Annotated in this window: 13 protein-coding genes and 2 pseudogenes; 6 read left to right on the top strand and 9 right to left on the bottom strand. The window is 49.3% G+C overall.

What is annotated here, in order from left to right:
• Nucleotides 1–69: 69 nt before the first annotated feature.
• The 6 genes and pseudogenes from J2Z70_RS14395 to J2Z70_RS14370 form a co-directional block, all read left to right on the top strand.
• Nucleotides 70–693, top strand: a pseudogene (locus tag J2Z70_RS14395) (reverse transcriptase domain-containing protein); the annotation flags it as partial.
• Nucleotides 694–1,213: 520 nt separating this feature from the next.
• Nucleotides 1,214–1,351 (top strand): histidine kinase dimerization/phospho-acceptor domain-containing protein, encoded by a 138-nt coding sequence (locus J2Z70_RS14390; RefSeq protein ID WP_209874020.1) that lies wholly within the window; start codon nucleotides 1,214–1,216, stop codon nucleotides 1,349–1,351.
• Between the two features lie 157 nt (nucleotides 1,352–1,508).
• A complete protein-coding gene (locus J2Z70_RS14385) occupies nucleotides 1,509–2,360 on the top strand; it encodes a hypothetical protein (protein WP_209874017.1) in 852 nt (283 codons plus the stop codon).
• 1 nt (nucleotide 2,361) lies between these two features.
• On the top strand, nucleotides 2,362–3,840 hold the full coding sequence (locus J2Z70_RS14380) for a hypothetical protein (RefSeq protein WP_209874014.1): 1,479 nt from the start codon (nucleotides 2,362–2,364) through the stop codon (nucleotides 3,838–3,840).
• A gap of 309 nt (nucleotides 3,841–4,149) precedes the next feature.
• A complete protein-coding gene (locus J2Z70_RS14375) occupies nucleotides 4,150–4,662 on the top strand; it encodes a hypothetical protein (protein ID WP_209874011.1) in 513 nt (170 codons plus the stop codon).
• A 517-nt stretch (nucleotides 4,663–5,179) separates the two neighbouring features.
• Nucleotides 5,180–5,657 (top strand): annotated as a pseudogene (locus J2Z70_RS14370) (putative sulfate exporter family transporter); the annotation flags it as partial.
• A gap of 3 nt (nucleotides 5,658–5,660) precedes the next feature.
• Here J2Z70_RS14370 and cntE read toward each other — a convergent pair.
• The 9 genes from cntE to J2Z70_RS14325 are packed head-to-tail and all read right to left on the bottom strand — an operon-like array spanning nucleotide 5,661 to nucleotide 14,895.
• The gene (gene cntE, locus J2Z70_RS14365; protein ID WP_209874007.1) at nucleotides 5,661–6,830 is read right to left on the bottom strand and encodes a staphylopine family metallophore export MFS transporter CntE; all 1,170 of its coding nucleotides are present in this window, start codon (nucleotides 6,828–6,830) and stop codon (nucleotides 5,661–5,663) included.
• Complete coding sequence (locus J2Z70_RS14360; RefSeq protein ID WP_209874004.1) at nucleotides 6,827–7,627, bottom strand: ABC transporter ATP-binding protein; 801 nt, start codon at nucleotides 7,625–7,627, stop codon at nucleotides 6,827–6,829. The genes cntE and J2Z70_RS14360 overlap by 4 nt, the downstream gene beginning before the upstream one ends.
• The gene (gene cntF, locus J2Z70_RS14355; protein WP_209874210.1) at nucleotides 7,614–8,438 is read right to left on the bottom strand and encodes a staphylopine uptake ABC transporter ATP-binding protein CntF; all 825 of its coding nucleotides are present in this window, start codon (nucleotides 8,436–8,438) and stop codon (nucleotides 7,614–7,616) included. Before cntF ends, J2Z70_RS14360 begins: the two co-directional genes overlap by 14 nt.
• A gap of 2 nt (nucleotides 8,439–8,440) precedes the next feature.
• Nucleotides 8,441–9,334 (bottom strand): staphylopine uptake ABC transporter permease subunit CntC, encoded by an 894-nt coding sequence (cntC, locus tag J2Z70_RS14350; protein ID WP_209874002.1) that lies wholly within the window; start codon nucleotides 9,332–9,334, stop codon nucleotides 8,441–8,443.
• Nucleotides 9,335–10,267, bottom strand: coding sequence for a nickel/cobalt ABC transporter permease (opp1B, locus tag J2Z70_RS14345; protein WP_209873999.1), 933 nt, complete (start codon nucleotides 10,265–10,267; stop codon nucleotides 9,335–9,337).
• Nucleotides 10,268–10,292: 25 nt separating this feature from the next.
• A complete protein-coding gene (cntA, locus tag J2Z70_RS14340) occupies nucleotides 10,293–11,894 on the bottom strand; it encodes a staphylopine-dependent metal ABC transporter substrate-binding lipoprotein (RefSeq protein WP_209873996.1) in 1,602 nt (533 codons plus the stop codon).
• Nucleotides 11,895–11,922: 28 nt separating this feature from the next.
• Nucleotides 11,923–13,221, bottom strand: a complete 1,299-nt coding sequence (locus J2Z70_RS14335) for an opine metallophore biosynthesis dehydrogenase (RefSeq protein ID WP_209873993.1) — start codon at nucleotides 13,219–13,221, stop codon at nucleotides 11,923–11,925.
• 15 nt (nucleotides 13,222–13,236) lie between these two features.
• Nucleotides 13,237–14,031, bottom strand: coding sequence for an SAM-dependent methyltransferase (locus tag J2Z70_RS14330; RefSeq protein WP_209874205.1), 795 nt, complete (start codon nucleotides 14,029–14,031; stop codon nucleotides 13,237–13,239).
• 30 nt (nucleotides 14,032–14,061) lie between these two features.
• Complete coding sequence (locus J2Z70_RS14325) at nucleotides 14,062–14,895, bottom strand: histidine racemase CntK family protein (RefSeq protein WP_209873990.1); 834 nt, start codon at nucleotides 14,893–14,895, stop codon at nucleotides 14,062–14,064.
• Between the last annotated feature and the right edge of the window lie 135 nt (nucleotides 14,896–15,030).

Raw genomic sequence — 15,030 nt, 5'->3', positions numbered from 1 at the left:
GAGGCCATAGTACGTAAAGCTGTTAGAGCAGCTAACGGAAGGGCTAAACCGAAAGGAGAGCGGAAACCGATGCGTTCGTATGAAGAGCAGAGACAGTCGAATATCTCGCAAGAGAGCTCCCAGCAAAGAGAAGTGGTGAAGCCGCCAGGAGAGCCGAAAGCGCCGAGTTCTTCGTCGGCACAAATTGTCCCTTCCTCTCGCGAAGCAGAGAGCCACTTGCTGGAGCGAATGCTCGAAGGAGATAACCTTCGGCTCGCGTATAAACGAGTGGTACAAAACGGAGGAGCGCCCAGTGTGGACCATGTAACGGCAGCGAATTTACAGGCTTACTTGAAAACATATTGGCAAACGGTGAAAGCCGAACTTCTAGCGGGGACTTACAGAACTGCACCCGTCAAACGGGAGGAAATCCCCAAACCCGGAGGCGGTATACAGCTGCTAGGCATCCCAACCGTAATGGACCGATTTCTCCAGCAGGCACTTCTACAAGTCATGAACCCGATCTTTGACGCGGGGTTCTCCTGGTACATCTACGGCTTTCGGCCAGGAAAGAGTGCCCATGACGCTGTGAAACAAGATCAAAGATACATCCAAAGCGGTCTCAGATGGGTCGTAGACCTTGATCTGGAGAAATTCTTTGACCGGATAAACCATGACATGCTCATAGCGAGAGTGGCACGGAAAGTGACAGACATGTTGACCGACACAAAGTCCCCTAACCAATCAGAGAAGCAACTGGAATTTACACTTTGGTCCCTGGGTACTAATCTCTCATCTTAAGCTCCTGGTCTACTTTCATTTGTAAATATATCGTTTAATTACAAGTCATCTACTTCAAATAATGAAATCTATTGTTCAGATACATTAATGTTTGTAACTTGACATTAATATTAGTTGTCCAGTGACATTAAAGATGTGAAGTACACATTAAAGTTATGAAGTTGTCTGATAGTAAAATTGGAACAATAACCCAGCCATCATAAGCCGTCCTGAAATCTCAGGACGGCTTTATTTTTATGAATATAGTTTAAGAGCAGTTTGTTAAACAATTATTTACGTATACTAATCAAAAGAAAAGCTGGATAGTCTGATCGGGGGGAGGCTGTTTGCGTTCTAATTGCTTAATCCCATCAATTCCATGATCAGTACGATGAAACGGAACAGAGAAAACGGAGTGAAGGAAAGGGGGCAGATTACCAATCAGCATGATGAAATGACCGAGCTGTCGCTGATGTTCAACGAGCTGATGAACAGCCTGAAGCAAGCGTTCCGGCAGCAGCAGTTTATTGAAGATGCTTCACATGAATTAAAGACGCCGCTTTCCATCATCCATGGACACCTTTCGAGATAAAGAGCTGGAGTCTCTTTTGCATTTAGCAAGAAAACAGAGATAGGTTTAACGCCATGAATATAATAATATTCTCCCGACAATATACGACAGACGATCAGGATGAAATATATTACTATGTAAAAAGACCCAGATTAATATAAAAAAGGAGTAATCTATCATGCTAAACAGCTCTTTGAAGAAAGAAGCTATCGAGAAGCTGAAATCGGCACTGCGCAAATATGAGGTTTCTTCTGAAAAGGTAAAAGGAAATGCAATCAAACTACATAATGTTCGCACTTACGGCACCGATGTTATTAAAAAAGTGGAGGCTTATATTAATACACTTGCCAACACGCCAAAGGAGTTTGCCAAAAGCATTGAGCAGGTTCGTGTTAATCTGGCCAGCTTTAAGGCGTTGAGTGAAATTTCCTATGATGAAAAAACAATGATTAAGCTGGCCGGAGGCGGCGCGGCAGCAGGCGTAGCAGCTGGTGTAGCAACAGCTGCACTAGCACCGACGGCAGCGATGGCAATTGCGACTACCTTCGGCACAGCTTCAACAGGCGCTGCTATCTCCGGACTGACGGGAGCAGCAGCAACTAATGCGGCTCTAGCCTGGTTGGGCGGCGGTGCACTTGCTGCGGGCGGCGGTGGTATGGCAGGCGGCAGTGCCCTTCTTGCCTTGGCAGGACCGGTCGGCTGGGGCGTTGGCGCTGTGAGTCTTGCAGCCGGCGGTTTCCTTGCCAGCAAGAAGAACAAGGATGCAGCGATCAAAGCGGATAAAGAGCGGGTGGAGATTGTTAAAGCCACTAGGGTGCTGGAGGCTACTGATGCTGAGATTGTACACTTGAAGGAATCCACGCAGAAGCTGGCAATCGGTCTGGAACAGAGTCTGCTGACCTTTACCGGTACTGCCAGATCGATCCGGTCCTATACCGAGTTCAGCCAGGACCAACGGGATATCCTGCGGGCGATCATTAATAATACAGAAAGCATGTCAGCGTTGTTCATGAAGGAAGTCGGCAAATAAGATGGCTTCACAGGTATGGAAGAACCAGATAACTGCTGTCGGTATTGGCGCATTTAATGACTGGAAGCAGGAAGCTGCGGCACGTAAGATTGATCAGACTGTCAGGGATGTGCTGGCAGCTCAGGGACAACAAGAGTCTTTTTTTGAAAATGCCTTGGGTCATATGCAAAAAATGCGCCAGTTCCTTGCAAAGCCGGATAATATCTTGGGGTCCGGGCAGACGAAGCATGGAGAAGTGGCGGAACAAATGGAAGTGCATGTTCGCAATGCTCGGGCAGCATTGCACGGAAACCCGGAGGTAGCTACCTTTGAAGGGGTTGGAAGAACAGCGCCGGAGGACTTTATTCTAAAAGGTGTTAAGGTCCAGTCGAAGTTTATCAACGGTACCAATAATACACTCAAGCATGTGCTGGAGCATTTTGATAAATATGAAAATTTATCGATGGACTACTCGATTCCGAAGGAACAATACGAGATTATTCAGACTATCCGCTCCGGCAGTATGCCGGCAGGCTTAAACGAGAAATCTGTCCGGGCCATTCTTAAGAAGGTGGAGGAGCTTGAACAGCGTACCGGCCGGAGCTTCCAGAATGTAGTTAAGCCTTCTATCTCGGAATATAGTGAAGTCCAGCTGGGTAAAGCAGGCGAGACGGTCACCAAGGTTCAGGACCAGCTTGTGGATGAGAATCGGCGTATCCAAAAAGACATCCGTCAGGACGGGAAAGAAAAAGTGAAGCAGATTGAAGCGCAAAAGTCGCCTTCCATCAGGGAAGGAGTCAAAGCAGCGGGTACGGCTGCTGCTGTTTCCGCTTCCTTATCCGCAGTTACCGCCATTTACCGTAAGGTGAAGGAGGGGAAGAAGCTTCACGAGTTTGAACATGAGGATTGGCAGGAGATCGGGCTTGATGGAGCGAAGGCAGGCGTTACGGCCGGAACGATTTATGCACTGACCAATCTGACGTCACTCTCTGCTCCATTCGCCGGAGCAGTCGCGAGTGCCATGATGGGATTGTCTTCCTTGATGGCTGATCTAGAGCAGGAGCAAATCTCCATGGACGAATTTGTTACACAAGGTCAGGTACTCTGTATCGAAGCGGGCATTGCGGCAACAGGGGGAGCCATCGGCCAGATGCTGATTCCGGTTCCGGTGCTGGGTTCCATTGTCGGAACAGTAACAGCTAACCTGGTGTGGGGTTTCGCCAAGGGGAAGCTTGAGGCAAGGGAGCAGGAATTAAAGTGTATGCTTGATGCTTACACAGATTCCTTACTGGCAAAAGTCGATCAGGCATATCAAGAGATCATTACCCGGATTAACCAGACTTACAGCCGTTATCATTCACTTATTGATGCAGCCTTCGATGTGAAGGCGAATTCGGCAGTACTGGCCGCTGCTTCCGTGGATTTGGCAGTGGAGCTGGGTGTGGAGGAGTCCAGAATTTTGCGGACTGATGAAGATTTGTTTGAGTTTTTTATGGGATAACCGTTGTATACAGACAGCAAAGTGAACATATGTAATGGAGGCGGCACAATGTGTCGTCTCTTTTAACATTTGAAACATAAATAAGATGCATATTCTCCCATTCTCTGCAAACACCAACCATGGGGAATGGCTAATGAAACAGCAAACTGTCAAAAGAAAATAAAGTATTAGACTTCCAGTGTTTCATTAAGCTGACGGGCAGGATAGCATAATGATTTCGCGAATACTCTACATAATGGCTATTTCCAATGTTTTGATTAAAAGAGAACGTGGTGGTACGCTATAAAAAAACTCAATAGGAGCTGAATGATGAGCGAATTTAGTGCAAGTTATCATTTGCAGACAAGCGATCAGCAAAAAGTCGTTGAATTAATTAGAGCTTCAAACAATAAAGGATTTGTTTTCCCTGAGTCTAATGGTTGGGTGACTTTTATTGTTAAGGGACCGGCATTTGGTATCCGTAAATCGATTGTATCATTAAATCCAGGCTTATTAGTTCATTATTCATATATGGAAGATCACGGATGGGAACTATCCATTTTTGAGAAGGATGAAATCATATCTACATATAAATGCGATTGGACTGATGAACTAATTATTCAGAAAGATGAGCTCGATATGGTTCTACTTAGAGAATTAATTATGAAGCAGGGTAATTCAATTGAAGACGTGGAAAAAGCTTTTGATTTAGTGAAATATGTTGGTGAAGAGCCGCCAGCTTATTTTATCGCAAAGAAACTAGGATTAAGCTATTTTGAATGGTTGTCCGCTGATAACATCGGCGATGGCTCAAATTATGAAAACTTAGTAATTGTGGATTAGTCGAGAAAGAGAAGATTAAAGCCCATGAAGGTTCGCGAAGGTGGGAACGCTACTCAATTGGTATTTCCAAGTCATTGCGCTAACGGGAAATGCTAGTTCAACACGCACCAGCTGATTATTAAAACTTCTCCTTAGAAGCAAACTAGATTTAATCGCTTCTAATGGGAGGTTTTGTTATGCAATTAAGTGAGTTGTGGAGGTTATATGAAGCTGACAAGCGTATTCAAGAATTCAGTACGAGAACTTTAAAAGCACACGCCCTTCAGCACAAAATGTTGATGCAAGAGCTCGGTAATCTCGATATCACAGAGGTAATTAGATTATGTAGTACCAAACTCCAAAGATTTTCCCTTGGAAAGAGTTAATAAGGGGACTTTGTGTCAATCAAACAAACAACACAGACATGTAGGCCTATAACAAGGATCGAAGATCGTCTTATACATATGTACAAAATACGGGTTTTGTGAAGAAGTAGTATTGAAAAGTGAATCATACCAATCCTGGAGTTAATTTATGTACATTACTTGATTTAATCTTGGCATCCCGTCCTTACCCTGACTCCGCTGGGCTACCGCACGGCATCTTCTCAGGTGGCACGCTCCATGAAATTGCTCATGTGATAGCAGCAACCCGCCCGGCAGGCAAGCAGGCGGTTGACCTGGCTGTTAACGTCAAATTAACCCGTGTCACCATGCTGGTGCCGATCGCTGTGATTATCGGAGTCTGGGCCAACCGCAAAGAACGCCAATTGAATCCTGGTCTTCCTGCTGATGAGTACCGTCAACACCCTTCAGATCATCCCTGAAGCAATCACGGATAAGCTTGTATTAGCCGCTTATTTCCTCATTGCCATGGCGATGGCCGGACTCGGCTTGAATGTGGATATGGCTGCTTTTAGACGCCTGGGCCTGGGGGCATTTGGAGCCGGCTTGATCGGCTCTGTCCTGCTATCCGGGTTAGGCTTCCTGCTGGTGAAGATTTGGAGATTAGATTAATCATTAGCTCTCTTGAGCCCTCTTGCAATATACAAATATCAATAACAAACCGCCTAATACTGCACAGACATAGTACATCCAAGCATAGGATAACCAATCCGCAACCGGTCCCATTAGTACTCCGCCAAGCGATACGCCGAGATCCGCCATTGCAATAAACAAGCCGATCAACACGTTACGGTTAAGCTCCGGGAGTACAAATGTCAAGTAGCTTGTTAAGGTAGGGTACAGCAACGCCTGGGCTAATCCCATGAATAAGGCGCCGCAATAAAATACGGCAAATCCGCTGATCGAAGACAATCCAGTGCATAAGGACGCCACCGTGAGCGCCGTCATAATCCATGTTACAAATGCAGGGTGCCATTGCCCGTCTGAAGGGATTCTTTTGCGCAAAAAAAATCGTGCGGCGACAATCATGGCTGCCTGCAGCATTAAATACACGGCCGCACTGCCATGATCAATCTCAGCCGCATACAAAGGGATGAAGGTGGTTACTGCGCCAAATACAATCGATGCCGCCAGCATCAGCACACTGCAACGGAATAAATCCGGATTGGTCACAAGCTGGCCAAATGATCCCCACATACCGGATTTCTGAACAATGGGCCGGTGATCTGCTCCCGTCTTCATCGTTGCGCTGAATCCTACAACTCCTGTGAGTACTGCTATTCCAATCAGCACCGCTGTGAATGTGCTCATCTCCCCCGCTTCCCAGATGTTCACCGCGAGTAAAGGGCCTATCACACCGGGCATCGATGCACAAAGCGAATACATAGAAATGCCTTGTGAGCGGTCCTTCTCCGGCAAAGCATCAATGATCCCTAGCTGCAGAGACATTGAGAAAAAAGCTGTGCATACCCCCTGCAGCATCCGGGCGAGGAAAAAGCCACCTAATCCGGTAAAGGTATACAAAGATAAGGCTATTGCATTAACCACAAGAATGACACGGAGGACTTTAAAAGGTCCCCACTGATGAATGACCTGGCCCGCCCAGGGACGTAGGAACATAGTGGTAAACAAATATGCTCCCATCACGATACCAATGGCCGAATTGCTGGCTCCCAGGGATTCTCCTTTTAAGGGAATGATTACGTTCAGAATGGAGTTCGCACTGAAATACAAGAGTGTTAATGTATATAAACGAAGAAAGGGACAAGCCAAGGCTCCCTTCACCATATTCTCTCCTTCCGTTGTTCCCCGCCGGCACTAGATGCTTCACCCTGCCCGGCCAGTCTTAAAGCCATGTCCAGCATCGCTGCGGCGTATTCCGAGCGGACTTCGGTTAACTGCCGGGCTGACACAATCTCTTCAATCTGTCCGCTGCGGATAAACATCAAGCGGTCACACAAATAGACAGCTGCCTGGATATCGTGAGTGATGAAGATGTAGCTTATGCCATAGGATGCCTTCAATTCCTTCAGCAGCTCCAGCACCTGGAATTGGACGGAGGCGTCAAGCGAACTGACAGCTTCATCCAGCACAATGCACTTCGGTTCTGTGGAAATGGCTCTGGCAATACACACCCTCTGCGCTTCTCCCCCGGATAATTCATGCGGATACTTGCTGCGGTAAGAGGAATCCAGTCCAACCTGGCGCAGCAGGAAGTCTATTCTCAGCCCGATGTCCCCATCCTTCCAGCCGTACAGCTTAAGCGGCTCGGCCAGTGCTTTCTCTACCGTATAGTAGGGATGAATGGAAGAAGTATAGTCCTGAAATACTGCACTGATTCTCCTTCGGCCTGCCCGCGCTGCGATATCTCTGTCATCAAAATGAAGGGTTCCCTTATCCGGCTTCTCGATGCCAAGCAGCAGACGGCCCAGGGTTGATTTGCCGCTGCCGCTCTCCCCGATAATGCCGAGCACCTCATCTTCCTCCACGACAAAGCTTATATTCTGTAATACCTTCTTGCCTCTGCGGGATAACCTTCCCGCACCCCCGTAGGATTTCTCCACCTGATCAACGGTCAACATGCTGAAGTCCTCCCATCCTGTTACTGAAATTCCGGTTCAGCCTCTGCTTCGCTTCCAGAAGATGTCTTGTATACTCATGCCTAGTTCCCGAGAAGATATCAGCCGTCGTTCCATGCTCCAGAATTTCGCCGTCTCTCATCACCACGATATCGTCAGCGATCCGCTGCACAAGACTCAGATCATGGGAGACAAAGATCATAGCGCAGCCTGTTTCCGCCCGCAGGGCTATCAATTGTTCCATCACTTCATACTGTGACAGTGTGTCCAGCGCCGAGGTAGGCTCATCGGCAATAATCAGTGTGGGCTCCAGAACAATCGCCAGCGCAATCATCATCCGCTGCAGCATCCCTCCAGATAGCTGATGCGGGTATTTGTTCATTAGCGCAACCGGATCTTGCAGCCTGACGCTCCCCATGGCCTTGGCCATTCTGGACGTGATCTGACTCCGGCTCCAGCCATAATGCTGCCAGAGCGTATCTCTGAAATGGCTTCCGACCGGGCTTGAAGGATCGAACGCCCGCATGCCGTTCTGCATAATCAGGCACAGGTGCCTTCCCCTGTGCCTGCGCATATCCGCCTCAGACAGCTCTGCGAGATCAACCCCATTCAGCCGTATATTCCCTGACTGCCTCATCTTGAAGGTATTCAATCTCATAATCGCCCGGCAGGTGACAGACTTGCCGCTGCCGCTCTCTCCGACAATAGCCAGACAGCGCCCTTGACTTACCTGAAAGGAGCTGTTATAGACAACTACCTTGCCCGTCGTATGGTCCCATATCCGCAAATTCGAAACATCCAGTATGTTCGCTATTGTTATGCCACCTCTTCTCCTTTTGGTTTGGCCGGGAACAGCCCCTGGCCACGTAGTGGTTTGCGGGTGTTCTTTTGCAGCTTAGGGTCGAGTGCCGCTTGCAGGGCATCGGAGCAGAAATTAACTGCCGAAACTACGATTACGATCGCCAGTCCCGGGGCCAGCATCAGCTCCGGCCGGGAGAACATCACCCCTCTTGCTTCATTCAGCATCATCCCCCACTCTGCGTGCGGAGCCTGAATGCCCAGACCGAGAAAGGATAACCCGGAAATCTGCAGGATCATGGTTCCAAAAGCGCTGCTGGAGATCACTGCGATATCCGGCAGCGCTACAGGCAGGATGTGCTTCCAAATAATCACAGCGTTGCCCACCCCTATCGCCTTAGCAAATCTGACATAATCAGCTTCTGCAAACTGCATTACGGAGGTACGGATAACGCGGGCAAACCAGGCCCATTTCATGATCACGAAGGCAATCAGAATATTCTGGATTCCCGGTCCCAATATACCGACTACAGCCAGTGACATGACGTATCCGGGAAAGGAGAGCATGATGTCGCAGACTCTCATGATCATCTGATCCGTCTTCCCCCGGAAGTAACCAGCCAGAATTCCGAGAATCCCCCCGAAGGACAGCGAGACCAGAAGCGCAGCCAAAACCCAGAGTACGCTGGGACGAATGCCATAGATTAATCGGGACAGGACACAGCGTCCGAGATGATCATTGCCCAGCAGGTACTGCCAGGACGGGGACGCGTAGCGCAGCTCCATATGGACCTGCTCCGGGCTGTGAGGAGCAAACCAAGGCGCGCAAATGCCGAGGAATGCAACCATAGCAATGACCGTCAGTGATATGGCGGTCAGCTTGTCGCTCCACATTTTGCGATGGATAGTCATTTAGAACTCCTTCCTCAGCCTGGGATTCAGCGCTGCATTAATGAGATCTGACAAGGTGTTGAACACCACGAAAGACGCCGCGAGCACCAGAACATAGGCCTGAATAACCGGGAAATCCCGCCCCAGTATGGAGTTCACCGTTAAGGCCCCAAGTCCCGGCCAGGCAAAGATACTCTCCACTACAACAGTGCTGCCCAGAATAACAGGAACCGCCATGCAGAACACCGATACCGCAACCTGCATGGAGTTCTTAAGCATGCGCAGTGTAATCTTCCGCTCAGGTAAGCCGCAGGCTCTTGCATATAGCGTATAATCCTCATATAGCTGGCTAAGCATGGAGCTGCGGATGATACGGAAGTAGATTCCCGCATAACTGACGGTCAGCACCGTTACGGGCAGGATATAGCCGGCAGATGAATCCATCCCGCTGGTCGGAAGCCAGTCCAGCTTGACGGAGAAATACCAGATCATCATGGCTGCGAGCCAGGCGGACGGCATAGATGTCAGGAAGAAGGAGACACCGCGGACCGAGCGGTCCAGCAGCCGGCCTTCTTTCAGCGCACAGAGAATTCCCAGACCAACAGATAATGCCAGGATAGCAATAACGGATACCATCGTCAGCTTCAGCGTATTAAGCAGAGCCGGGCCGAGCAAAGACCACACCGGAGTCCCTGTGATATAGGAATCACCGAAATCCAACCGCAGGCAGGAAGCCAGCCAATCCGCATAACGGATTAGAAACGGCCGGTCCATACCCAGTGCTGCTTCAGTTTCTGCAATTAACGCCTGAGTGATCTGCGGTACCCCCTGAGCGCGCAGAACGACCTCAGCCGGATTTAGCGGTGACAAATGGTTCAGCGCAAAGGTCAGGAACGAAATGATGATCAGCAGCGGCGCGGCCAGCAGTGTCCTTTTGATAATATATCCATTCATACAGACCTTCCTTTCCGCCCCCGGCTTATTTGAAGCTCATACGCTCGAAGGGAAGCTCAAATTGCGTCTGCTTGAAGCCGATGCCCTGAAGATTGCCGGGAGCAACTACCGTAAGATTGCCGTTCGTTAACGGAATGAATATGGCCTCCTCATGAACCGTTGTCAAAATATCTGCATACAGAGCTTTGCGCTTCTCCTCATCTGTGGTTACCATGACTTCTTCGATTTCATCCTTGAGCTGTTCGGCCCGGCTGATGCCTTTGATGGCATGGTAATATGCCGTTTCTGAAGTGAATGCAGAGACTGTGCTTTGCGGGTCATAAGCAAGCCCCCAGGTCTGGTTGAACAGGAGGTCGTAGTCCCCCGCTGCTCTGCGGCTTGCAATGGAGGAGGAGTCCTCACCTAACAGCTCCAGCTTCATGCCTATGCCTTTGACGGTATTCTGGATTAGCTCGGCCTCTGTCTTCTGGGATAACGAAGCAGCATCATAAAATAGTGTCATGGTCAGAGGTTTACCTTCTTTCATGCGGGTCTCTTCGCCGGAGCGGGTCCAGCCGGCTTCTTCCAGGAGACGTTCTGCCTTCTGCAGATCATAGGCACGCGGCTTCAGTCCGATATCCGCATAGTTCACATTGGAAGAGAATAAGGTCCCGGCGGGAGTCTCCTTGCCGCTGAAAATTTGACTGGCGATGGTATCCCGGTCGATGGCATGCCAGACCGCTTCGCGGACGGCTTTATCCTGCACGGGACTATCTGCTTTTCCGCTGTTGGCCACGATCATTTTCGTATTCATCGGCTCACTTCTCACTACCTGATAGGCTCCAGATTCGGCCAACCGGTCCATAGCCTCCGTATCGATACTATCCGTCCCGCGGTCATCAGTGAACACAAAGTTGACTTCACCTTTTTGCAGGGCCAGGAAGGTCGTTTCCCCGGTCGGCAGCACCTTGACCGTGATTTTGGAGATGAAAGGTGTACCATTCCAATACTTGGCATTCGCTTCAAACACCGCAGATTGGTCTGTCAAATGTTCAGTAAGCCGGTAAGGGCCCGTTCCATGGTAGCCTTTCACTCCATCCTTGGTTTCTCCATTCTGGAAGTCCTTCGGGGACAGGAAGACATACGGTCTTGTCATCGAAAGCTCAAGCAATGCCGGGTAATATGGCTCTGACAAGATCAGCTTAAAGGTATGCTCGCCGGTCACCTTCGTCCCCTTGATTTTGGAAGATAAACGGATCCAGGTGTGCTTAGCGCTATTATGCTGCACCGCATCTATATTCTGCTTCACCGCTTCGGCATTAAATGCTTCCCCATCATGGAAAGTAACACCCTGTCTCAGATGGAACGTATAGACGGTTCCGTCCGGGGAGATCTCCCAGGATTCTGCGAGCAGTGGCTGAATGCCATCTGCTGTATTCTCAACCAGGGATTCGTAGACCATTCCTTGAGCCGGCATCGAGCCGGGATACAAATGCGGATTCATATCGTTGATATCCTTCACCGTGGCGTATACCAGTTCCTGGCCGGGCTTACCCGCTTCCGCCTGCCTGTTCTCTGCCGCGCCGCATCCGGCCAGCAGCATCACTAATGTCACTGCCGCCACAAATATAGTAGATTTCTTTCTCATCTGAACGCCTCCAAGTTGAATGATTAGATTAGTATAGTTTTTTTACATTGCTGCAGATCCGCTCAATATCGCCGGCAAAGGACCGGACATGAAACGCTTCGGAAACGGGCTGCCCCTTGAGCGCCTTGGCTGCACGCTTCAATTGTTGCTCATACCGATCAATGAATGTGTCAATCGTGGGACAACTTACCTTCATATGACCCGCGATTCCCTGAATGATCTTAATGCGGTAGTAATCCTCCTTGGGCATCCTCGGGATATCCCATACTCCCTCCCTGTTCCTGAATACAGATTGAATAGGAACTGCGGAGAAATCATAGTATCTGCCCTCAAGGTCCGGCTCCGAGAACGGGTCAATCAGGAGCGAGGCGTAACGGACATATACGAGATATTCCTGGTGAATGGGCTCCAGCGAGTCGAAGCACTCAATTATATGCTGCGGCAGGCTTTCCGCTCTGACGGGGTAATTGTCAACCGTCATGAACTTCAGCAGATTTACACTTTGCAGGTCGAGAGCCTCCAGCAACGCCGACAGCTCTCTCCAGCACTCCACCATTTCGTGAATTAACTGGGGAGTAATTGGCCCCTCCGGGAATAACTTGTACACATACTTCCGGCTGTGATCTTCGTCAAATATGGCCTTGAGCGAGAACGAATTCATGAAGAGCGGCGGATGCACGAATAAGGAGATGTTCCTGCTCTCCGCTTCCAGCGGAGAACCCATGGCAACCAGCATAATTCCCAGACTGTCGTAGAGCTGCTTCAGCGGGTGAAGATGATGGGACGCGGGCTGTGATGATCCGATGAAAACTTTTGTCTTAACCCCGGTAGTTATCGCATTGTTGGAGGGCATACCGTCAATCCAGCGTGTATCACCCAGATAAGTGGAACAGCTTATAATTTCGGCCTTAGAGCCCGTCTCCTGTATGTAATGGTGAACCAGACGGTTAGACCCCAGCGTCGGAGACACCAGAATGACGCATCTCACATGCGTGAGCAGTTGTGTATCCAGGCTGCGCAGTACCTCCAGATAAGCATCGGCGGTGACGGATACAATGAGGGTATCCCATGTCCCCGTTACTGCTCTATAGCCCTGAAATACCTCATCTGCACGGCATTCACCTGCCAATCTGCGATGTGAATCATTCTGTACGGTAGTGTACAACCGGTTCCCGTCTGCGTGAAGCGCAGCCATCATTAACTCCGACCTGCGGGAGATTCTCCCGGCAATGCCAAGATAGGATCCGAAATGATTCTTGAATAAGACCGCCAGCTGAACGGTCACCGGTCCGGTCCCGAGCAGTAATACACGTCTGAATTCGTCCACATAAAGCCTCCTCTCTTACAATTTTGGCTGAGCCTTGCAATATAGCGCGACATCAAAGACCTGATCAGAACATAGAATTTGTTCGGACAGCGTCCACTTGGTCTCATCCACTGCTTCCATCGGGTAATTAAACAGCGATTTCAGGTGATTCCCGTACCTCATAGCTACGACCACTTGCCCGCTGGTTAATGCGTACAGCCGGTCCAGCAGGCCGTACTTCCCTGCGACAGTGGAGCTGAATATGATATGTGTCGCTTGCTTCATCTCAGCCTTGAATTGAACAATATCCCCTGTTAAAAGACGTATTGGCGAACGGCTCCCTATTTTCCTCAACACTTCATTGCTCAGTTGCACGGCTTCTTCATCAATATCGATTCCCAGCACTTCAGCATTTGTCCTCCTGCCTATCAGCATGGGTGTCATCGGGAAGGCACCCGAGCCGACCATCACTACCTTGGAAGCAGTATTCACCTGAAAGCTGCCGAATTCACGCTCAATGCCGGATTCAATATTAGTGAAATATCCATTTCGCTCTTCCCCGCCGTTCAGGAAGTGCAGAGCACGGTACTTCTCCATAATGGCAACACACCGTGCCGATACTTCTCTTAATTCTGCTGTAAGCCGCATCACCTCTCTAGCATCTTGTTGTTCTATCTCTGTCCAGATTTCCTGGTGGTGAGGGTTCATAATGAATCTGGTGTATTCGTCTATGAGCTCTGTAAGCTCCTGACTTTCAGCGGCAGTACCATCATAGGCGTCAGCAATTCTCCGGAACCTAGCTGCAAATCCATAGAGTGTAGTTAGAAGCATCTCCAAACCTCTCCTTCTCCTCGGCAATGATTACAGATCGATATAGGCTGTACCTTCTGCCACGATGTTGACATGGCCTGAAATGCTTAAGCTGACCAGCTCCTCTTGCTCCAAGTGGGCCAATACTCCGATGATGCCTCCAGGCTGCTGAATGGCACCTTCGAAGGATGCCTTGTTCTTCCAAGCCATATAGGCACCAAGGGAAGCTGACCCTGATCCGCAGCCTCTCTCCCATACCATACTGTCCAGCGCAGGAATATAAATAAGCGGCAAAAGCTCGTTTGAACTTGGCTTGAACAGCAGAATCCCGATCAGCTGATTGTCGGAGGTAATTTCAAGCAGCTTGGCTAAGCTATGAGCTATTTTTTTGACCGGATTTGTAAACTGCCTGACCTCGACTACCACATGAAGGAAATCAGAGTACTGGATGAGACCCACCATATATTCATTGCCGCTATACCTGAAGATCTTGGTTTCCAGCTTCAGCGGGAGGGGCATCCTGGCCTGACACAGATAACTCTCTTCGGTTCTCGTCACCACGCAATCAATCAATTGATCTGTACCTGATGCCTCCAGTATGATAGATTGGCTGCCGGAGGGATGAAGGTCCTGCTGGTTCGCCATCAGTACCGCTAAGGCCATGCAGGCATTTCCGCAGAACTCGCCGCCGGCCATTTGGAGAGCAGCATCTGCATCCGGACGGGCTTTTTCCTGAATGAACCCGACCTGTTCAGCATATACGTTGTCGTAAGACATCATTCTTACCGCGATCGGAGCGTATTCGCCTTCATCATGGTTGCTCTTAACCAGGATCGTCATGTTTTGAGTAGGACTTACTTTAACAAATGAAATTTCCCTGCGCATCGCTCACACCCTTGCGGTTTTGAGTTATTAGTAATGATTACGATTATCAGTGTAAATTATAACCAACCCTCCCAGTCAGGTCAATATATATTTGATCAGACTCCGAGAAAAGCTAGAAGCAGCAAAAAGAGCCTG

Source organism: Paenibacillus silagei, assembly GCF_017874735.1.
In the GTDB taxonomy this organism is placed as follows: Bacteria; Bacillota; Bacilli; order Paenibacillales; family Paenibacillaceae; genus Paenibacillus_AQ; species Paenibacillus_AQ silagei.
Note: the sequence above shows the minus strand (reverse complement) of the source record. Positions and strands in the feature narration are given on the sequence as shown.

Coding starts and splice junctions, on each gene's coding strand:
- J2Z70_RS14360 (WP_209874004.1), bottom strand. CDS start 7,627: ATGTTGACCGTTGATCAGGTGGAGAAATCCTACGGGGGTGCGGGAAGG.
- J2Z70_RS14390 (WP_209874020.1), top strand. CDS start 1,214: ATGACCGAGCTGTCGCTGATGTTCAACGAGCTGATGAACAGCCTGAAG.
- cntC (WP_209874002.1), bottom strand. CDS start 9,334: ATGACTATCCATCGCAAAATGTGGAGCGACAAGCTGACCGCCATATCA.
- J2Z70_RS14385 (WP_209874017.1), top strand. CDS start 1,509: ATGCTAAACAGCTCTTTGAAGAAAGAAGCTATCGAGAAGCTGAAATCG.
- J2Z70_RS14330 (WP_209874205.1), bottom strand. CDS start 14,031: ATGCTTCTAACTACACTCTATGGATTTGCAGCTAGGTTCCGGAGAATT.
- J2Z70_RS14325 (WP_209873990.1), bottom strand. CDS start 14,895: ATGCGCAGGGAAATTTCATTTGTTAAAGTAAGTCCTACTCAAAACATG.
- J2Z70_RS14380 (WP_209874014.1), top strand. CDS start 2,362: ATGGCTTCACAGGTATGGAAGAACCAGATAACTGCTGTCGGTATTGGC.
- J2Z70_RS14375 (WP_209874011.1), top strand. CDS start 4,150: ATGAGCGAATTTAGTGCAAGTTATCATTTGCAGACAAGCGATCAGCAA.
- cntA (WP_209873996.1), bottom strand. CDS start 11,894: ATGAGAAAGAAATCTACTATATTTGTGGCGGCAGTGACATTAGTGATG.
- opp1B (WP_209873999.1), bottom strand. CDS start 10,267: ATGAATGGATATATTATCAAAAGGACACTGCTGGCCGCGCCGCTGCTG.